The following is a 20,007-nucleotide window of genomic DNA, read 5'->3' on the forward strand; positions in this document are numbered from 1 at the left end:
GCATGTTCGATCTTTTCTCGATTGTGCAAAACAGCTGGACGCTGTTCCTGATCGGCCAATACCCGCATGGCCCCTTGGGCGGTTTGGCCAGCACCTTGATCCTGGCGGCGCTGGCACTGTTGTTGGCATTCCCGTTCGGTTTGCTGCTGGCGCTGGCACGGGTTTCGCCGTGGAAGGGCCTGCGTTGGACGGCCACGGTGTGGGTCTATGTACTACGCGGTATTCCGCTGCTGATGGTGATTTTCTGGACCTACTTCCTGGTGCCGTTGTTGATCGGCCACAACATCACCGGGTTCGTGACCATGCTCTGCACGTTGGTGATTTACCAGAGCGCCTACCTGTGCGAAATCATTCGTGGCGGCATTCAGGCGCTGCCGGCGGGTCAGTACGAAGCGTCCCGGGCACTGGGTCTTGGTTACCTGCGTACGACGATCTGGGTGATCCTGCCGCAAGCCCTCTACAACGCGCTGCCGAGCCTGATCAGCCAATTCATCTCGATCATCAAGGAAACCTCGCTGGGCTACGTGATCAACGTCCAGGAAGTGACCTTCGCTGCCAACCAGGTCAATAACCAGCTACTGACCAAGCCGTTCCAGGTGTTTTTTATCCTGGCGATCATCTACTACCTGCTCTGTTTTGGCCTGACCCATCTGGCCGGCTGGGTGGAGCGCCGTATCGCTCGCAAGCGTCTGGGCAACGGTGGTCCGGCCGTGGCTGCCGACCCCTTGCTGGCCATCGATAATTGAAGAGGGTTGCGTCCATGCATCCAATGATCATGTTTTCGAACATCAACAAATGGTACGGCGAGTACCACGCACTGACCGACATCACCGCCGAGGTGAAACCCGGCGAGGTGGTGGTGTTGTGTGGTCCGTCAGGGTCCGGCAAGTCGACGCTGATCCGCACGGTCAACCGCCTGGAAGACATTCAGAAGGGCCAGATCCTGTTCGACGGTCAGGACGTGCATGGCACTGACGCGCACATCAACCGGCTGCGCAGTCGGGTGGGTTTCGTGTTCCAGAGTTTCAACCTTTTTCCGCACCTGTCGGTGTTGGAAAACATCACTTTGGCGCCGAGCAAAATTCGCGGTCTGAAAGGCTCGGCCGCGAAGCAGCAGGCCATGACATTGCTTGAACGGGTAGGGCTGGCGCACAAGGCTGGCGCCTATCCGGCGCAGTTGTCCGGCGGTCAACAGCAACGGGTGGCGATTGCTCGGGCACTGGCGATGGAGCCGCCGGTAATGCTGTTCGATGAACCCACCAGTGCACTCGACCCGGAAATGGTCGGGGAGGTGCTGAACGTCATGAAGAGTTTGGCCAAGGATGGAATGACCATGATGTGCGTGACTCACGAGATGAATTTTGCCCGTGAAGTGGCTGACACCATCTGGTTCATGGACGCGGGTCAGATTCTGGAGAAGAGCACGCCCGAGAGTTTCTTCAACCAACCCTCGCACCCCCGAGCGCAACGATTTATCGCCGATCTGCGCGCCCATTGAGCCACAGCGGTTTTGTTACCTCTGCCATCAGACTTTTCAATCCCAGGAGTTTTTCCATGCGTATGAAGCATCTGTTTGTCACGCTGGCGTTAGGTCCTTTGGCTGTTGCGGTTGCCCAGGCCGATCAATTGAGCGACATCATGGCCAAGAAGTCCATGAGCTGCGGTGTGTATGCTGACGTGCCGCCTTTTTCCGCACCCGATCCGAAAACCCGCGAACTGGTGGGGATGGACGTCGATTTGTGCAAGGCCCTGGCCAAGACAATGGGGGTGGAACTGGAGCTCAAACCGCTGTCTGTTGAAGCACGGATTCCTGAAGTGAAGATGGGCCGCGTCGATGTGATCTTCGCCAACCTGGCCTACACCAAGACCCGCGCCGAACAGATCCAGTTCAGCGATCCGTACTACATCGCCAAGGAAACCCTGGTGGTGCGCGCGGTCAACGCCGGTCAACCGAAAAGCTTCTTCAAGGACAAGCGCATCAGCTCCACCAAAGGCTCGACGTCCGAGCAGTCGATCCGTATCGCCGGGGCCACGCCGGTAACATTCCAGGACACCGGCTCGGCCTATATGGCCTTGCAGCAAAACAAGGTCGTGGGCCTGGTGACCAACACCATGACCGCTTTGAAACTGGTCAATCAAGCCAAGGCCAGTGGCGTGGAACTGGCGCTTGCCAAGGAGCCGATGGCGCTCGAACCGATTGGCGCGGGCATGCGCAGGGATGAGCCAGCATTCCTCGCCAAGGTCAACGAGTCATTGGCGGCAATGGAAACAGCCGGGGAGATCGACGCGATCTGGGATCGCTGGATCGGCCCGAACACCGAGTACAAAATGGTTCGCGAGGATAAAGTGCAGAGCCTCAGCAGCTTGAAGTTCGATCCTTTGCCTTAAACCCGATACACCGTCATTGCCGAGCAATGACGAAAAAGCCCGGCGAGCGTTCTGCGTCGGGCTTTTTCATGTCTGCGGTTTTCGCTTTTGAGAGTTAAAACTGGATCTTACTGGCGCAGTTGTCTTGGGGATGCGTTCAACAGGCGGCGCATAAGTCGCCGCAGGGCCGTGGCATCCTGGTATCCCACCTGCTCGGCGATGGATTCAACGGAGTGTCTGCTGGTTTCCAGTAGCACGCGGGCCCTGTTCAGCTGCACACGCTGGATCAAATATTGGGTTGAAAGGCCGGTTGCTTTTCGAAGGTGCCGGGACAGCGTTCGCTCAGACATGCCCACGTACGCCGCAAGGCTCGGAACGCTGGGAGGATGGGGCAGACAGGCTTCTATATAGGCGGTGAGGTTGGCGACCAGTGTATTACCCCGGGCCATGATCGCTGGGTTGATGAATGGGGATTGCAACGGCTGCATGGCCACCGCGATGCGGATGGATTACGACAAGCACCGATGCCCCTACATTGGCCTGCGGTTTGACTGGTGGCTGGTGGGCACGTCCAAGGGAAAGCTGATCCCATTCTTGCTTATCGACGCGCCGTTTTCATTGGTGGTCGATACCGTATTCTTCCCCTTCGAATACCGGTACAGCTGCAACCTCTAAGCGACAGAGATTTTTACGTATCGGGGGATTTGTGGTTACTGTTGGCGTTGGTTCGCGGCCAGGCCCGTCCGCGAACCCGGATTCAGGCATAGCGCTTTTCTAAAGTAGAGGGAACCTCATGAAAACCGTAGTTTACGAAGCCTTTTCCCAACCCCCACGTTTGATGACGGTCGAAGACCCAACGCCTGAGCCTCATGGTGTCGTGGTTCAAGTGCTGGGCACGGGCGTATGCCGAAGCGACTGGCATGGCTGGAAAGGTCATGATCCTGACATCCGGCTGCCCCACGTGCCCGGTCACGAATTGGCAGGGATCGTGGCGGAGGTGGGGCGGGATGTCACTCGGTGGAAGGTGGGCGATCGCGTCACCGTGCCTTTTGTCGGTGGCTGTGGGGGGTGCCCGGAATGCAATAGCGGCAACCAGCAGGTGTGCCACAGCCAGTTTCAGCCGGGCTTCACCCATTGGGGCTCTTTCGCTGAGTATGTGGGGATTCACAAGGCGGATTTGAACCTGGTCGCGCTGTCTGAAAACATGGATTTCGCCACGGCGGCGAGCCTGGGCTGTCGGTTCGTCACCTCGTTCCGCGCGGTTGTCGATCAAGGCAAGGTTTCGGCGGGCCAGTGGGTGGCGGTTCATGGCTGTGGCGGGGTGGGGTTGTCCGCGGTGATGATCGCCAACGCTATCGGGGCGAACGTTATCGCCATCGATATCTCCGACGATAAGCTCAAGCTTGCCCAGTCGCTCGGTGCTGTCGCGACAGTCAACGCACGCCGAGTGGCGGATGTCACCGGGGCAGTGCTCGAGATTACGAAGGGCGGCGCTCACGTTTCGCTGGATGCCCTGGGCCATCCAACGACCTGCTTCAACTCCATCAATAATCTGAGACGGCGCGGCAGGCATGTGCAGGTCGGTTTGATGCTGGCCGACCACAGCACGCCGGCAATCCCCATGAGCAAGGTCATAGCCTACGAGCTGGAGATCTGTGGCAGCCATGGCATGCAGGCCCACCGTTACGGCGCGATGATGGAGATGATCACGTCCGGCAAACTGGCGCCTGAAAAACTGGTCGGCAAGACCATCAGCCTCGAACAATCCATTGATGCGCTCATGAACATGGATCTGTTTGACACGGCAGGGGTGACGGTCGTGACGCAGTTCTAGGCGTTCGCCGTCGGCTGGCCGAGCGATTCCCGATAATGCGCTTCGTCGACCTCGGTCAGGGTTGCATAACCGTCGTAGTGATAGATGCGATGTTGGTCACGGGCGTAGCGCTCATTCAGGAATTGGAGGGTCGTCAGGTCGATCCGCTTGGCGCTCAGCGGGCGTCGGTGGCAGAACAACTTGCGCGTGCCCAGTTGCAGGAAGTCGGGATGGGGCACGCGGACTTCATCGGGGGTGAACGCCACATCCAGCGGCTTGCCTTCCGAGAAGATCAGGGTAGGGCTGATGGCATAAGTGCCGAGAATGCGGGTATCCGAGGGATGTAGCCGCTTTTTCGCCTCGCCGTAGTAATACACCGAATCCCGATCCTTGGCCCAACCATGACCGCAGGACTCGAACGTGGCCGCTTGCGCCTTACGAATCGGCTCCGGGGGATGGTAAAAAATCCGGTGACAGAACACCGTCTTACCGTCAGTCAGGTAGGGCGCACCCAGTGAGCGGAAATGCTCCGCGGGCTCCTGGGAAAACCGTTCAGGCACCTCGGATTCGGCGTTATGAAACGGGATCAGATACAAGCCCTGGGCATCGCCGCACAAGTGCGTGTCCAGCAGTTTGAAACTCGCCGCGTCCAGTCCGTTGATCACGCGTCCATGGAAATACACTTGGCGGCCCAGCTCGAAACCCTGCCCGATGGCACGCAAGGGCAGGGTTTCTGCAGGCGTTTGCGATGCTTCAGGCAAGGCCGCCTGTAGACGGTGCCACCAATATCCCTCCAACTGCGGATGGGCCTTGAAGTAAGGAGCCCACGCTCCTTGCATGGCCGCATCAATGATCCCGCCTGAGCCCAGCGGGCCGTGCTTGTCACCGACCAGCACGGGCGAGTAATCCTGGTCATTGCGATAGAGCTGGGTTACTACGAAGCTTTCCACGTCGACATCAAGGCGTTTCTGGCGCCTGTAGACGTGCTGATGATCACGGTAATAGTCGAACCCCAAGTGGCGAAAGCTCGGACCGTGGGCATCACGCAAGCGGGTTCCGGCGGCGTAGACGAATGTGTCGTCCACGGCAAAATAATCATGCTCGCGTTCGCTGGCGCTGACCACGCGGCCGCACTCATCAAACACTGGCTGCCAGCATTTGAGCAGGTGGAAATCGCCAACGTAGCGAATGCTCTTGCCGGTCAGGTAATAGGCGCGGTGTCGGTCTTTGGCGTAGCGCTCGTTAAGCACGCTGAAGGTCGCCAGGTCGGCATTGTCGATGCGGTAGAAGTATTCATATGAAATGCTCGAACCTTGCTGCGCTTGCACGATGATCGACTGCCCATCGGTGCCCCAGCGATGGGCGAGCATCTGGAAGGCGTCCGGGTTTGCGATCGGCAGCGGCGTGCCGTCCTTCTGGTGCAGGGGCTTGAAGCCCTTGTAGACCTGATCGTTGATCACTCGATAGGACGAGTGGTTGCAATACCGCACTCGCGCCGTGGCATTGGCGATAAATAGCCCTTGCAGGAAGAGATGCACACCATCGCTGAACAGGGCAGACGCTGACGTCACCGAGGCTGGCGACGCTGGCAACAGGGCCAGGCTGTCGGGGCGTGCCTCGGGGATTTGGGTGATCGCGTAGTCGCCTAACCAATAGGCGCCGGTTGCGTCACGCCAGTACTGGTGGCCGAGGCTTTCCAGGCCCTTGTCGAAACGAAACGGCAGGGCCTGCAGCACGTGGTAGCCATGGCGCTCCCGGTAGACTGGAAGCAGGTAGTAATCGCGCAGCGTGTCGCGCAAGATCCAAGGGTTGCGTCGATGTCGCCAAACCGGCTGATCCGCCAGCAAGGGCGAGGGCGGATAGTGCCCGGCGCTGGCAGATTGTGCTAACTCGTCGGGTCGTGCGCCTTGAGGGTTGAGCATGATGTACACATCAGGCACTTGCCCGTCGCCCAGCAGCACACCGTCGACGAAGGCGAAACCTTGATGCCATTCAAGCTGCAGCAGCTCCCAGTCAGCCTTATCCGTCCCTGTGATTGTCATGTTATTGCGATCTGCTCTCCAGGGAGGTGGAACACCAAGCCAATGGTCGCCGCCGCCACGCTCAGAAAATGAACTTGAACAGCGCAATCACCACGATCAAGCCAATCAGGAAAATGATGCCTACGGTACCGCCAAGGAATTTCAACATAAGAACGCTCTCATCGGATGGGATTAATCGTCTAGACCGCTACCGATAACGCTCGTTTCGTTGAATATTCATTCGTGGTGATCAATGAACTGCAAAGGACCTTGGCACCGGCACATGCTCGAATTTTGAAATGGTCTTGATCCAGTAACGGCGATAGTCCGTCTGGTCCGGCGCCAGCGGTTTGTGGCTCGACCATGGATGCTCCGCCTTCAGGCTGGCGCGGTACGCTTCCCATTCTTTCTGCTCAGCCACTTCCCGGGCTTTGCTCCGGTCGTCAAACCAGCCCAGGACATAAGCTTCGCCCTGATCCGTGCCGTGCGCTATTAGCAAATAAATCTCTGTCATGACTGGCCTACCGTTTTGTCCTGTGCCCCAGTCGCGGGGTCTTATCCTGGGTATCGGCCGCTATTTGCCGTTTTTGAGATTGATTGCAGAAAAACGCTGAGCCCAAAGGTGCGCCTGACGAAATTGATGAACAGTCGAGCGGTCGCTTTGGCTGGCGAGCGCTTGCACGACGGTTTTACGCAGATCAGTGCCTTCATCCACGATCCAGACGCCCGTTTCCCGGTCGCGCAGGGCCATTTCACCGAAGCGACTGGAAATGACGGGCAGGCCGAGGGCGCGGTATTCGTAGTATTTGATCGGATCGACCGAGGCGGTCAGGCGGTTGAGCTTGAACGGGATCAAGCCCACCGAAAACGTTGCCATGGCTGCGATTGCACTGGCGTGGGAGCATTCGGCGAGCAGCTCGATATTGGCGGGCAATATGCTGGGCGACGGTGTGAAGAGGGGACCGATCAGCCGGATGCGGTTTCCAGGATTGGCCTGCGCCAGCGCGATGACCAGATCCCAATCGAACCAACGCCCCAGCGTGCCAACGTAGCCAAGTACCTGTTGTTTGGCACCGAGGTCCAGGCTTTCGACCGGCGCCAGTGCGTGCATGTCACAGGCGTTGAGGGCCAGCGCTACCTGGTCGGTCATGCCCAGGAGTTTGTCGCGAAGCGGGTTGGAGGATGCCAGTACTGTGTCCACCCGTCGAATGAGCTGCGCCTGGCGACGCTCCATGGATCTGCGTGACAGGCCCTGATAAAAGGCCGGGAAATCATCCATGGCATCGTAGACAGCATGGCTTCCAGGGATGAGGGTGAGCAGCTGCAGGGCCAGTGCGGAAGGTTTTCCGACACAGATCATGCATGGGCCTTCTGCGGAAAATGCCGCGGCCTCTTTGAACAGGTTGCGCCACAGTCGCTTGAGGAGCATGGCCGAGCCTGGAAGGGGTTCGATGGGTAAGCTCCGGGGTTTGCAGACCTGCAACCAGGGTGGAACGGCGACGCTTTGCTGGTCGGCAACAGGCGGCTGGCACCTGAAATCGTTCAGCGTGGGTAAACGCGTCGGGTAAGGATCGATCCAGAGGACCGGCGCCCCGGTCTGGTTGTGGAACCAATTGACGAAGTGATGGGGGCGTTGGCTGAAGCTGGCCCATGGCAGCGGGGACAGGTAGATCATGCGCATGGCTGGAAGTGCTGCCTTAACACGTCGACGATGCGCGCGGCGGCCTTGCCGTCGCCATAGGGGGAAACCCCACGTGCCATGGCCTGATAGGCCTGTGGATCATCGAGCAGCCGCTGTGCTGCTTCGACGATGGTGTCCCGGTTGGTGCCGACCAGCTTGACCACGCCGAGGTCGACCGCCTCCGGGCGTTCAGTTTCCTCTCGAAGGACCAGCACCGGTTTGCCCAGGGCCGGGGCCTCTTCCTGCACGCCCCCGGAGTCACTGATGATCAGGTACGAGCGCTTCATTGCCGCGATAAACGGCGCGTAATCCAGCGGTGCGCAGAGGATGATGTTCGGGGTCCGCCCGAGCAGTTGGTGCGCGACATCCTTGACGTTCGGGTTGGGATGGACGGGATAGAGGATCTGGATGTCCGGATTCCGTTCGGCCAGGTGCTTGAGTGCCTGGCAGATATTCTGGAACGGTTCGCCGAAGTTTTCCCGGCGATGGGCGGTCACCAGCACCAGGCGTTTGCTGGCATCCAGTGGGATAGCCAAAGTGGAGTCTTGTGCGGCCGTCATCAGCAAGGCATCGATTACGGTATTGCCGGTCAGGGTGATATCGCTGGTGGCGACACCCTCACGCAGCAAGTTGTCCACGGCCTGCTGGGTGGGCGCGAAATGCCAGCGGGTCAGCTTGCCGGCGATCACCCGGTTGGCTTCTTCGGGGAACGGATTGCCGAGGTCCCCGGTACGCAGGCCCGCTTCGACATGGCCAAAGGGAATCCGCAGGTAGAAACACGCCAGTGCAGCACTCATGACCGTGGTCGTGTCGCCTTGAGCCAGCACGACATCCGGTTTCTCGGCTTGCAGTACGCCGTCGAGTCCAAGCAGCAAGCGTGAGGTCAGCGCCGCCAATGACTGGTTGGGGCGCATGATGTCCAGGTCCAGGTCGGCGGTGATTGCGAAGCCCTCAAGCACCTGGTCCAGCAGGTCTCGGTGCTGGGCAGTGGCGAGTACCCGACAAACGATATTGTCTTGGGCCTGGAGCGCCTTGATCACCGGTGCCATTTTGATGGCCTCCGGACGCGTACCGACGATGCAGAGTACCTTGCGGGTCATGCCTTTTGATTTCCTATCATTGTTACGAGTGAGCGTGCTATCCGGTCCGCGTTGGCCATGAGGGTCAGCGTGTGGGATTTCTCGGTAAGGCTGGGCAAGCAGGCGCCGTCGACGATATGCACACCGCCAAGGCCCGCGACTTCGCCAAGGCAATCGGTCTGCCCGATCCTGGGCGTCGAGTGCATGGGCAGGGTTCCCGCATAATGGATATCCGCCCCCGGCTTGCCGACGGTGAAGCTCATGGGCATCAACAGCGCGCCCATTTTCCAGTAGATCCGGCGCAGCGTTGCCTCGGCAGTTTTCATGAGCCCGGGAAGCTCGGAATGCACTTGGCCGTCGATGCGCAACGTACCGTCGGGGCGCAAGACCGCGGTGTTGTTGGACAGGTGCCCGGGAAGGAAGATGTTCCCGACGAGGCAAGCGCTGAGCAGGTTTTTCAGCAGTTCGATGCTGTAGCGTTTGCTCATGGGGATCCGGCTGACAAACTCGGTCATCGGCAAACCTGTGGTGCTGAACGTCGAACCGAAAGCCGTGGTACCGGCCGTCAGCGCCAAGGCGAACGATAGCTGGCCCAGGCCGAATGTCGACCCCCTTGGGGTTCCGAGCATTTTTGGCAGCCACAGCAGGAAGGCGGCCGTCGGTGATGACAGCAGCGGTATCGGGGCCGAATGGTTCAGGCCCTTGAGGGCGAGCCGGGTCGTGGCCAGGGTCCCCGCCGCCAGCAGCAGGCGCGTACCGCAGAAGCGCCGGGCGGAGCGATGGTCGGTGATCGCCCATGCACCGTCCAGTTTCTGCAGATCCTCCACGAGGAAGTCCTGGACGTGCTGGAACCCGGGGTATTGCTTGAGTTTTTGCAGTTCTTGCGAGGCGCTGTACAAGGCCAGGTTCTGACAGCCCCACAAGCAGTTTCCAGACAGGTCGCAGGCCTTGCGTTCGTCCAGTGGCTGGCTCAAGACGGCGACCCTGGAGCGGCCAAGGCGAAACCCCAGTTCGGGAAACACCGATCGGTGCCGGGTGTACTGATCGAGCAGGCGCTGGTGCAGTGTGTCCAATGGCAGGGGCGGTTGCGACCATTCATCGAGGCCGAAGTAGCTTGAGAGATCGTCGTCGATCCGGCCACTGATACCGATTCGGCGAGTTACCGTTTCATAGGACGCCTGCATCTCGGAACAATCGATGGGCAGCCCGGCAAAGTCGCCGGCCCCGAGCGTTGCCACGCCGCAACCCCAGGCATTGGACAGGCCTCCGGTGGCCAGTGAACCGATGCCGATAAAGTTGTCGGTCTCGATGCGATTGCGGGCGCTGAACCCTTCGAAGACATGGGCGTGGGTCGGCGTCTTCAGCTTGGGCGATACCGCATCCAGTTGGTTCAAGGCGTGGAAGTTTTCGCCGATCATCCATTTCCACTGATGCTCATCGTTTGCCCTGGCGCTGAGAAATGGACGCGTCGGCGGCGTCGCTGAGCCTGTATCGGCCTGGGCATCGACCATCAGGACGTTCAGGCCCGCCTTGACCAGCGGATAGGCCGCCGAAGTCCCGGCCGGGCCGCTGCCGACAATGATCACATCAAATTCAGGCTTCACGGTGGGCTTCACTTCCAAGCAACAACTGGCGGGCAAAGGGGCGGCCCAACAGCGCCGCTATCTTCCACGCCAGCGCTTTGACCGAGGTGAGTCCCAGCGCAACCAGCGTGGCGACCAGGCTGCGCGGCTGTTGGGTGCCGAGAAACACCTGCGCCCCCTGGGGGCTGGCTTCGGCAATACCGAGTGCAATCTGCAGGCGCCAGGCCAGTTCCTGGCCGTCGGGCTTGTACAGGACACCGGGATTGTCCAGGAGCGCCAGGAATATCGGCCAGCGCATCAGCAAGCGTGAATGAATGATGGATCGGGTTTTGCCCGCACGTTCCAACGCCCTGGCGTAGCGACTGACCAGGCTTTTTTGCGGCGGGCGTTTGAGCAGGTAGTGCAAGAGCACCGTGGCTTCTTGCAGAAGCCCACGACGTTGCCCATGGCCGGAGCGATGCATGCCGTGGGCAAGGGGGCGCAACTGGATGCCGAGTTTCTGCAAGGAACGTTCGCTGTCCATGGGCGGCAGGTGGATGAGGGAAAAAATCCGTTCAAGGCCCAGTTTGGCGCTCAAGGATTGTCCGAGTGACAGGCGTAATAGCCTGAGCAATGCCACCGGCAGAGGGACAGGCAGGCGAGCGGCGCGCACCCGGTGCGCGGCAATCGACATCAGGAAGCGGCCAAAGGCAATCGGCTGCACGGCGCCCAGATTGAGGATTTCGGCGTGAAGGTCATCCCGCTCGACGACCGCCAGTATCGAGGCTGCCAGGTCGTCGACATGAATAGGTTGTACGCCAGGCGCCGGCATCAGGATCGGAATAAACGGGCTTCGGCGCACCAGCCCTGACAACAGGCCAAAGAGCCCGCGTTCGGGGCCACCATACACTTGGCCGGGACGGATCACGCTGCCCCCGGCGGCCAGCACGTGTTGTTCGATACGCCATTTTGTCCGGCCATAAATGCCAGGGGCCGTGGCCTCGGCGGTTTGACTGGAGATGAAGATGAACCTGGCCGAGCCTTGTTGGGCGCAACGGATCAGTGCCTGGGCCGCCTTTATTTCGTCGTCCGCGTCGGCGTCGGCGCTTGTCGATGTGTCGGCCGCCAAATGGATCAACACCTGGGTGCCCGCCGGAAACTCGGGCGCCGGACCCCGCAGGTCATAAGGGAGCCAAGTATAGGTGGCGGGGCACGGCTGGCGCGTGGCGCACACGACCTCGTGTCCGCTTGCCGCCGCGAGGGCAGACAAGCGTTGTCCGATGTAGCCTGTCGCGCCGGTAATCAGTAGCTTCATCGTCATGCGCCTTCGCCGCGGTCAGCGGGAACAGGCGGGCGCGCAGCGGAATGGAACACGAACAGTTTGCTGATCCAGTAGGTCAGGGCCACACAGACCACGTCGGAGACGAATTTCACCGGGGCAGGGCTATTGACGAAATACAGCCCCACGCTGAACAGCGCCGAAGCGAGCGGAATATTGATGGCAAGCAATGAGAAATAGCGCACCGCTTGAACCTTGCTGCTGCCCCCGGTCGACTGGAACGTGAAGTGCCTATGCAAAAAGAACGCGAACACACCGGCGACGCCTTTACCGGCGATGTTGGCCAGGACGGGTTGATCGTTGAACAAGGCCATCAACAGCAAAAAGGTTCCCATGTCCAACGCATAAGCCACGAGTTGGATGGCGCCGTACCGGATAAAGGTCAAGACTTCCTCCGGATGACCACGATGTGGTGCAGCGCCAATACCCGTCTCAACGGATACAGCAGTTTTTCAACGACCTTGAGCACAGGGATCAGCGCGTCGGGCAGCAACTGGCGAAAGTTCAAGCCACCGGAAATCAGGTAGCGCAGATAATTGCCGCAGATTTCCTGGTGGACGATTTCCAGGCCCGGGTGCTTGCGCTCGAACGCCTGCCTGTCGCGAACGAAGACGATGTAGCTGAGGGCCTGGTTGGCGCCGTTCATGGGCCCGGTCGACGGGGTTTCCCAAGACGGGAAGTGCATATCGAAGCCTTCGGACTTGAACAGGCGCTTATAGAGAAAAGCGGCAAAGGGGCCGTGGAAGGGTTCGATCAATATGGCGCCGCCGCCGACCTTGAGGGTTCTTTCCAGCTCCGTGAAGAAACGATCGGGATGAGGGAAGTGGTGAAAACAGTTCTGGCCGTAAAATACTCTGGCCGAATGATCGTCCAGGCTCATTGCCTCGGCATTGAGCGCCATGTCCAGTTGCTCGGTGGCGACAATGTCCGTCGCCAATACTTCAGGGTACGAATTGCGCATGGGCGCGATGCCTGCCCCCAACTCCACCTCAAGACCTTCGACCTTGAAATAGCGGTCTGCCAGGCGATGAAACGCGTGGTGGAACTCCACGAATACTTCCCGAAGCATTCGCTTGCGTTCAAGCACTTTGCCGTGAAGTTCCAGGCGTTCGCTGCCATCGACATCCAATGTCTTGAGCGACGGGTCCGATAAAATCTCTCTCAGCGCTTTAATGAGTTTTCTTCCCGCAATGAGGTAGCTCTACCACGCCTGGATTGCCGTGGCCTGCTGGGTACGGAGGCGATGTCATAACCGAGGAACGCCATGATCAGTTGCAACCCCATGAGCATGGGCAGTGCGCTGAGCATCACGGTTCCGGCCGGCGTCGCGATGCCATTCTGCGCCGATTCATACCAGTGATAACTGCCGAAAAAGATGCCGAACAGGAACATGAGAATCCCGATCGGCAGTTCGATCGAAGCCAGGGACATGTCGCGCAGATAATAGTTGTAGAGCACGCGCTTGGTGAAATTGCGCAGGTGTTTGAACAGGAATTCACCGACGATTTTCGAGATCTTGAGGTGACTGACCTCGTCGCCGTACCGGGCTTCCATTGGAATATCCACCACGACGGCGCGCACGGTGTTCAGGCGGAACAGAATGTCGGTCTCGAAAAAGTAGCGTTGGCTGACCTTGTCCAGGGGTAACAGCCTGGCGACGTCACGGTGAATCGCCGTGTAGCCGTTGGTGGGGTCGAACAGATCCCAGTAACCCGTCGACAGTTTGGCCATCAGCGACAACACGGCGTTGCCGAAAAGGCGAATGCGCGGCATCGATTGGACTTCTTCCAGATCGAAAAACCGATTGCCCTTGGTGTAGTCGGCTTCTCCCGCCAGGATCGGCTCGATGAACAGCGGGATCAGGGTCGGGTCCATCTGACCGTCCCCGTCGACTTTGACGATGATACTCGCGCCGTCGTCGAGGGCGGCTCGATAACCGGTCATGACCGCACCGCCCACGCCTTTGTTGACGTCATGGGGCAGCACCTTGACCCGAGGGTCGTTACAGGAGGCCAGGACATGCCCGCCTGAACCGTCCGGGCAGGCATCGTCGATCACGTAGATGCGCCAGACCTCCGGCCCTATGGCCGCTATGACGGCGCCTATATGAGCGGTGACCCGATAGCTGGGGATGACGACGGCGACGCGTTGCTCGTCCGTGAAAAGCGCTGTTTTTGAGTTCATCGATATCGCCAACTATTGCCTGAATGAAAGTGACTTGAACTCCAGGGGAGTGTCGGTATGCCCGGATGCGTAAATGATCACGGATGTGGCATTGGCAGGGGCAACGACGTTCATCTCATGGGTCTCCCATTGCGTGGTGCAGTCAAACGTCTCGATGCTGGTGGTAATGAAGTCGCCTTGTTCGTCCATCCAATTGGCCTGGATTCTTCCGGCCGTGGCTGTCGTTGCGCAGCGTGCCGACACGCTGTTGATGTACGTCAGCCCCGGCGTCACGTCGACACGCTGGGTTGCCGGTGTCTTGACACTGACGGTCAGGATCTTGCGCGCGGCGTCGTAGGTCGAGGGTGACGTCAGGCTCCAGCCCTCAAGGCTGGACAGCTCTGGGTTGAGCAGGTGCTCGTAGTGCGTGTCATTGAGCTTGCGCAGTTCCATGTCACCCAGTCTGGCATACGACGTGGACACCGTGAGCAGCCGATCGAGTGGTGCCTGGGGAAGGGACTTGAGGTCGATCACCAGCCAGCTCACCTGGCGCCGGCGCAAGCGCTGGGCAAGTTCTGATGGCGAGGCCGCCGCGTCGAACTCGCTTTTCCATTTCAGGTTGTACCACGACGCGTAAAGGGCATCGCCATGCAAACCCGCCATCAAGGGCGACGCAAAGACCGCTACGGGCTGATGCCCGGTATTCAAGGCATTGACGGTGTCGACCATTTTTCGGATGGGCAGGCGTTCCAATAGATAGGCGTCCCGACCTGCCATGCTCAACAGTGCAGAAGGTTTGATTTCGCCATAGTAAGTCGCGGCCTGGATGAAACGGGTATTGGTCAGGACCAACACGGCACCGGCCACGATGGCCAGGCTGCGCGGGAAGATCCTGGCGTCGGAAAAGGGCAGGGCCAGGATCACTGAGAACAGCGCGAAGGAGGGGAACACATAACGCAGGTAGGCTGTTGAGTGGAACGTCATGAACATCGCGCCGGCGCCGACCAGGAGGATGCACAGGGCTTTCTTGTTGCCGCTCAACAGCACGGCGACGGCCGCCGTGGGCAGCAGCAGCCATTGAAAGCCCGCCGCGCCAACCCGCCCCTCGATGAACTGAGGCGACTTGAAGATCATTCGATAGAGGGTGTCCCAGGTCACCCCGGTACCGAAAATGGCCGGTGGTTCGAAGTTGATGTCCGGCCAGAGCGGTGAATGGAAAATGGCATTGAAAAACGGGAACACGGGGTTGCCGGTCAAGTATCCGGCAGAGACGTAGGGGTAGCACCGGCCAGTATCAGGCCGGCACTGCCCAACAGGAGTGTCTTGACGATTCCTGGGACAACCCAGGCCTTGTAGTGCAGCAAGAGGATTACCAGCAGGACCGGCAGGACGCTCAAGGTCACGGCCTTGGTCGCCATGGCGAAGCCCAGCAGGAGGCCCGCCAGGAGCAATTGCGACAGGCGCTCCCTGGGCTCCGGTGTGAAGCTTGAGACCTTCAGGATCGCCAGCGTCCCGGCCATCATGAAGGCGGTCCACGCCGATTCGATGTGCAGGCTGCTGCTTTCAGCGAAGGCGAGGGGCGTTGACAGAAAGATCAGGCTGGCCCAGCGGGCGCTTGTGGCGGAGCCACCGGCCCAGAGGGTCATGTTGCGGATTTGCCAGGCCAGCAGCAGGGTGAACGCGCTGTTGCTCAGGCGCGAGGCTGTTTCACCGGCCAGCATATAGACAATGCTGTAGATCCAGTCGGCCAGCATGGGCATGACCGCCCACACGTAGGTGTTTGCATCGAACTTCCATTGATGCTGTTGGGCCAGGTGTGACGGGACAAAGAGGTGCACGGCCAACGCGTCATGCCCGACCTCCGGCATGAAGGCGACCAACACGTAGAGGCAGGCGAAGCTGCAGATCAGTACGTCGAGCCCCGTCTGGAGGGGTGTTTGTGCTGAGCGGCTGGCCCGGATTTGCCGCAACAGTTCACGACCTATCGATGTGACGTGCCTGTGACCCAATACAAGCGGCAACAACAGCAGCGCGCCATACAGCCAGGGGTAGTTGATCGGCAAGTAGGCCGCCAGGCCTGTCAGTGTGCCGAACGTACCGGCTCCCACCAGCAGGTGGACGCTCCAGTCGTCCAAGGCGTCCTGCCTGAGCAGCCACCTGCCGAGCACGGTCGAAGACAGTGCGAACACCGCGACGACCATCACCGGCCAAATCTGTGCGCAGACAATGGACAGGCACGCCAGCAGACCCAGGCAAAGAATGATCGGTGGCTTGCGAGTGAAGACGGTGAGGGCGGCCAGGCCTGCCAGTGACAGCAATATCGTTCGGGTGCCGCTGTTCATGGACGCCAGTTCAAGCGTCGAAAAACCGTATACGCCGACCACCGCACTCGCCAGTAAAACCAACAACACCACTGCGTATTTCAGACTGGATCTGGGCAAAATATCGTCTCGGCTGTTCAGCACCTCGGTGCCATGCAAAAGGGTGCTTATACGTCTCGGTAGGTGTGCGGGACCCAGGATCCCCACTTGCTTTCGTAGATCGCCCGGTTCTTTTCGAAAAGTGCCTGTTTTTTCTTGGCACCCAAGGTGTCGAACGAGGCGGACAGGTGGTGGTGAACGAAGACGTCCTCGGCACAGGCCGCGCGCATGCCACGCCGCTGCACGCGACGGCAGTAATCGTCATCCTCGAAGAACCCCAGGCCATACTCTTCGCACAGGCCACCGATCTGCTCGTAGGTCGAACGCGGGAACATCACGCAGAAAAAGGCCAGGGTGTTGATCTCGAACCACTCACCCATGCGCGCGCGGGTCATTTGCGCGGCTTCGGCGGGCATGTCTTCTAACCGGTCATAGCCGGTGCTGACTTTGGCCTCATTGCCGATGTTGTTGGTGATCGGGCCGATGATGCCGATTTCCTTGTTGTCCTGCAGGTGGCGGATCAAGCCTTTGATCCAGCCGGCGGTGACGACCGTGTCGTTGTTCAGGACAATCAGATAGTCGCCACTGGCTGCCGCGAGGCCCAGGTTGTTACCGGCGGCGAATCCCTTGTTGTCCGGGTTGAGGATGACGATCCGGTCTGGATGTCCCTTGGCCCAGGCGGTGAGGTAGGCCGGGGTCTGGTCGCTGGAGTGGTTATCGACAACGATGATTTCAAGGTTCGGGTATTGGCTCTGGGTCAATAGGCTGTCGAGGCAGGCCTTGGTCAGTTCGAGGTTGTTGTAGGTCAACACCACGACGCTGACTTTGGGCAGGGACAACGTCGCGATGGCCTTGCGCAGGCTGACGGCCCGATGCTGCCAGGTCTGGCCCCGGGCGAACGATTGACGTGCCTTCGACGCAGTGCTGGCCTCTGGCAACGCGTCCAGCACATCGCGTATGGCCGAGATGAATCCAGTCGGCTCTTCAACCGCCCAGACCAGTTCGCCGAACTGGCTCAACTCTGGCAGTTTCACCGACACCACCGGTTTGCCCGCGCTCAGGTATTCATAGACCTTGACCGGATTGGTGGCGAGGGTCAACGGCATGACCTTGAACGGCAGCAGGCAAACGTCCATGGCGTGGAGATAGTAGGGCAGGGTGGCATACGGGACTTCGCCTTCCAGGACCACATTCGGGCAGGACTTGAAGTGTTTTTTCGCCTGGACGGTATCGCTGCCGATCAACAGGATCAGGTGTTGCGGGAACGACTGGGCGACTTGCTTGACCAGGTCCAGGTCGAACCATTCGGCAATGACGCCGTAGTAGCCGATGATTTTTCTGTTGGCGGGGTCCCGATAGATTTTGTCGGGACGTTGGCTGAAGAAGCTGAACTCGCAGGCGTTGCGGATCACCTCGACGTTGCGGTTTTCTCGCTTGCCGTGTTGTTCGATCCAGTCGGATGTCGCTACCAGCAGATCGGCCCTGCGCATCAGGGCTATCTCGAGGTCAAGCAGTTCCTGGGCAACGTTGCCAAAGCCTTCATGGTGATCCATGCAGTCATAGACCAATGTGGAGTTGGGGATGCGCCTTGCCAGCGGGAACCAGTAGGCATGCTGGACGATGCAATCCGCGGCACCGACGTTCGCCCATTGCAGAAGCATGGCCAGGCCTTGGCACAACTGGCGGATCGCGGCCGCTGACGGTGGAGCTTGATAAATGGCCGGTGCGTCGAGCACCTTGAACCGGATCTGGAACAGCCGGTTGGAGCCTTGCAAGGGTTCCACTTCGAAGCCGGGGGCCTCATCGTCGATAAAATGGTTCGAGATATAAAATGTCGTTTGTCCCGCCCGGGCCAACTCCTTGGCCAGGTTCTGCGGGCGCTGGATGCGGAAGTGCCAGTCAATCACGCCGAACATCAGGATCATGGGTTGCCCGGGGCAAGACGGTACTTCAAGGTTTACGGGCGGTGGCAGGTGTTGCAACGGGGTGAGGCTTGCTGGCGCCGCTGATTCGCCCGGCGTTGCCTTGCGGCGCTTCAACCAGCTTCGAATCCGGTGCGCCAGCTTGCTTTTCTGCTGGGCGGTGAGTGGCAGCCAGGCGTAGACCCGGCGCGATAGCTTGTACAACTGCTTGCGTATCGAATAACGCAGCGGAGCGCGTTCGATGGCGTTGCCCCAGTCCGAAAGCTTGAACAGCTCAGCCTGCTTTGCCGCCAGTTGGGCGCGCAAATCCACCGCCCAATCGGACAGCGCGACAGCTTCGCTTTCTTTTGTCTGGAGTAGTGTCTCGACCTCTTTGAGGCGCTTTTCAGCAGCCCGCAGTTGCTCGCGCAGTCGCCCGGTCTCACCTTCTTGAAGTGACACGCGGGTGCGAAGCGCTTTTGAATCAAGGTTCAGTTGTTTGATAAGCCGATCTCGATTCTCGATTTCCTTGACCAGTTGCAAGGCTTCAATGGATCTGGATTGTGTTGAGCGAGTCAATTTTTCAATGCAATCAACAAGACGGTTGATCTGGTCCATGCGGTTTTCTGATCCTTTGTTCAATACGGCAATGCATACTCGGTCTTGCAGGATCGACGTTGGTTTCAATCACCAGGCTGGCCCAGGCTCCAGCCGTGCCATCAATCATCATAGCGGCTGCTGGACGGGGCGCCACGTATACAAACGTCATATGACGTCGGCAAAGCCTTTGCGTGTCCTCTGGAACCAGGCAAACCCTGAGCAGGCAACCAGCACGGAAATCGCCGAATAAGCGGCCAGGTGCTCCCATTGCGGCGCCTTGCCCCAGAACAGGACATCGCGAACCATTTCTACCGGCAGCGTCAGGGGGTTTGCCTGCAAGATGGCCTGGTAGCTTTGGGGCAGTGTCGAAAGTGGATAGAAAATCGGTGAGAGGAACAGCATCGCCGTGATGATAATGCCGATGAACTGGCCTATATCGCGCAGGTAGACGCTTATCGAGGCGAGAAACCAGGAGATTCCCAGCGTCAGCAACACCAATGGGAACAGCACCACCGGCAGCAGAAGAGCCGTTACCGGAGGGGTACCGAACAGGACGATATAGAAGACCAGCCAGGCGAGGACGCTGACACCCATGTGGAACAGCGCTGCGCCGAGCGCCACCAGGGGCAGGGTTTCCAGTGGGAACACAATTTTCTTGACGTAGTTGGTATTGGCCAGCACCAGGCCCGGCGCGCGGTTCACGCATTCGGAAAACAGGTTGAACACCAGCAGGCCGGCGAATAGCACCAGGGCGAATTCGCTCTTGGATTCACCGCCGCCAGACCAGCGGGCCTTGAACACGACGCTGAACACGAACGTGTAGACCACCAGCATGAAAACCGGCGTGAAGAACGACCACAAAATACCGAGCATCGAGCCTTTGTAGCGACCGATGACTTCTCTGCGGATCAACACGTAGATCAATATTCGATTGATCAGGACACTCTTGACCATGGCGGCAGGGGACGTGCTGAACGACTGCATCGGTGCTTGATCCTAAGACAATATCGGATGCTCCTTGAGTCGCATCCTCACGGAGGGTAGGCCTAGTGTAGATTCAT

19 protein-coding genes and 1 pseudogene are annotated in these 20,007 nt (G+C 59.4%); 5 read left to right on the forward strand and 15 right to left on the reverse strand.

Translation table 11 applies throughout. The features are described 5' to 3' along the window. The first annotated feature begins 2 nt into the window (after window positions 1–2). Genes AB4O22_RS06840 through AB4O22_RS06850 form a run of 3 tightly spaced genes read left to right on the forward strand, consistent with a single transcriptional unit; the run spans window position 3 to window position 2,388 of the window. Window positions 3–746 (forward strand): amino acid ABC transporter permease, encoded by a 744-nt coding sequence (locus tag AB4O22_RS06840; protein WP_460096022.1) that lies wholly within the window; start codon window positions 3–5, stop codon window positions 744–746. A 23-nt stretch (window positions 747–769) separates the two neighbouring features. Then, window positions 770–1,498 (forward strand): amino acid ABC transporter ATP-binding protein, encoded by a 729-nt coding sequence (locus AB4O22_RS06845; RefSeq protein WP_172831559.1) that lies wholly within the window; start codon window positions 770–772, stop codon window positions 1,496–1,498. A 56-nt stretch (window positions 1,499–1,554) separates the two neighbouring features. Then, window positions 1,555–2,388, forward strand: a complete 834-nt coding sequence (locus AB4O22_RS06850; RefSeq protein WP_043042313.1) for an ABC transporter substrate-binding protein — start codon at window positions 1,555–1,557, stop codon at window positions 2,386–2,388. A gap of 107 nt (window positions 2,389–2,495) precedes the next feature. Here the strand turns inward: AB4O22_RS06850 and AB4O22_RS06855 are convergent. Further along, window positions 2,496–2,846, reverse strand: a pseudogene (locus AB4O22_RS06855) (helix-turn-helix domain-containing protein); the annotation flags it as partial. Between the two features lie 7 nt (window positions 2,847–2,853). On the opposite strand from AB4O22_RS06855, the gene AB4O22_RS06860 reads away from it, so the two are divergent. Both AB4O22_RS06860 and AB4O22_RS06865 read left to right on the forward strand, forming a co-directional pair. Continuing rightward, window positions 2,854–3,042 carry a YceK/YidQ family lipoprotein gene (locus AB4O22_RS06860; protein ID WP_460096023.1) on the forward strand — a complete coding sequence of 63 codons (189 nt, stop codon included), beginning with the start codon at window positions 2,854–2,856 and terminating at the stop codon, window positions 3,040–3,042. Between the two features lie 118 nt (window positions 3,043–3,160). Then, complete coding sequence (locus AB4O22_RS06865; RefSeq protein ID WP_460096024.1) at window positions 3,161–4,201, forward strand: zinc-dependent alcohol dehydrogenase family protein; 1,041 nt, start codon at window positions 3,161–3,163, stop codon at window positions 4,199–4,201. Here the strand turns inward: AB4O22_RS06865 and AB4O22_RS06870 are convergent. From AB4O22_RS06870 to AB4O22_RS06935, 14 genes are all read right to left on the reverse strand, one after another. After that, the gene (locus AB4O22_RS06870; protein WP_460096025.1) at window positions 4,198–6,222 is read right to left on the reverse strand and encodes a DKNYY domain-containing protein; all 2,025 of its coding nucleotides are present in this window, start codon (window positions 6,220–6,222) and stop codon (window positions 4,198–4,200) included. The two genes, AB4O22_RS06865 and AB4O22_RS06870, sit on opposite strands and share 4 nt — an antisense overlap. Before the next feature lie 61 nt (window positions 6,223–6,283). Beyond that, on the reverse strand, window positions 6,284–6,370 hold the full coding sequence (locus AB4O22_RS06875) for a small membrane protein YohP (protein ID WP_442087941.1): 87 nt from the start codon (window positions 6,368–6,370) through the stop codon (window positions 6,284–6,286). An 81-nt stretch (window positions 6,371–6,451) separates the two neighbouring features. Continuing rightward, window positions 6,452–6,715: a hypothetical protein gene (locus AB4O22_RS06880; protein ID WP_223472197.1), complete on the reverse strand. Its 264-nt coding sequence runs from the start codon at window positions 6,713–6,715 to the stop codon at window positions 6,452–6,454. Window positions 6,716–6,775: 60 nt separating this feature from the next. Then, entirely contained in the window at window positions 6,776–7,882 is a 1,107-nt protein-coding gene (locus AB4O22_RS06885) for a glycosyltransferase family protein (protein WP_223472196.1), read from the reverse strand. Beyond that, the gene (gene wecB / locus AB4O22_RS06890) at window positions 7,873–8,982 is read right to left on the reverse strand and encodes a non-hydrolyzing UDP-N-acetylglucosamine 2-epimerase (RefSeq protein WP_460096026.1); all 1,110 of its coding nucleotides are present in this window, start codon (window positions 8,980–8,982) and stop codon (window positions 7,873–7,875) included. The genes AB4O22_RS06885 and wecB overlap by 10 nt, the downstream gene beginning before the upstream one ends. Continuing rightward, window positions 8,979–10,565: an FAD-dependent oxidoreductase gene (locus tag AB4O22_RS06895; RefSeq protein ID WP_460096027.1), complete on the reverse strand. Its 1,587-nt coding sequence runs from the start codon at window positions 10,563–10,565 to the stop codon at window positions 8,979–8,981. The genes wecB and AB4O22_RS06895 overlap by 4 nt, the downstream gene beginning before the upstream one ends. Further along, on the reverse strand, window positions 10,555–11,838 hold the full coding sequence (locus AB4O22_RS06900; protein ID WP_460096028.1) for an NAD-dependent epimerase/dehydratase family protein: 1,284 nt from the start codon (window positions 11,836–11,838) through the stop codon (window positions 10,555–10,557). The genes AB4O22_RS06895 and AB4O22_RS06900 overlap by 11 nt, the downstream gene beginning before the upstream one ends. 2 nt (window positions 11,839–11,840) lie before the next feature. After that, entirely contained in the window at window positions 11,841–12,248 is a 408-nt protein-coding gene (locus AB4O22_RS06905) for a GtrA family protein (RefSeq protein WP_003203525.1), read from the reverse strand. Further along, entirely contained in the window at window positions 12,245–12,913 is a 669-nt protein-coding gene (locus AB4O22_RS06910; protein WP_223472192.1) for a class I SAM-dependent methyltransferase, read from the reverse strand. The genes AB4O22_RS06905 and AB4O22_RS06910 overlap by 4 nt, the downstream gene beginning before the upstream one ends. A gap of 110 nt (window positions 12,914–13,023) precedes the next feature. Continuing rightward, entirely contained in the window at window positions 13,024–14,046 is a 1,023-nt protein-coding gene (locus tag AB4O22_RS06915; protein ID WP_003203521.1) for a glycosyltransferase family 2 protein, read from the reverse strand. Between the two features lie 12 nt (window positions 14,047–14,058). Further along, window positions 14,059–15,267, reverse strand: a complete 1,209-nt coding sequence (locus AB4O22_RS06920; protein ID WP_460158240.1) for a hypothetical protein — start codon at window positions 15,265–15,267, stop codon at window positions 14,059–14,061. Between the two features lie 11 nt (window positions 15,268–15,278). After that, window positions 15,279–16,466 carry a phospholipid carrier-dependent glycosyltransferase gene (locus AB4O22_RS06925; protein WP_460158241.1) on the reverse strand — a complete coding sequence of 396 codons (1,188 nt, stop codon included), beginning with the start codon at window positions 16,464–16,466 and terminating at the stop codon, window positions 15,279–15,281. Window positions 16,467–16,513: 47 nt separating this feature from the next. Then, window positions 16,514–18,808 carry a glycosyltransferase gene (locus AB4O22_RS06930; RefSeq protein WP_460096029.1) on the reverse strand — a complete coding sequence of 765 codons (2,295 nt, stop codon included), beginning with the start codon at window positions 18,806–18,808 and terminating at the stop codon, window positions 16,514–16,516. A gap of 303 nt (window positions 18,809–19,111) precedes the next feature. Next, on the reverse strand, window positions 19,112–19,930 hold the full coding sequence (locus AB4O22_RS06935) for an ABC transporter permease (protein WP_223472189.1): 819 nt from the start codon (window positions 19,928–19,930) through the stop codon (window positions 19,112–19,114). Between the last annotated feature and the right edge of the window lie 77 nt (window positions 19,931–20,007).

This window comes from Pseudomonas sp. S3_B11 (assembly GCF_054667715.1).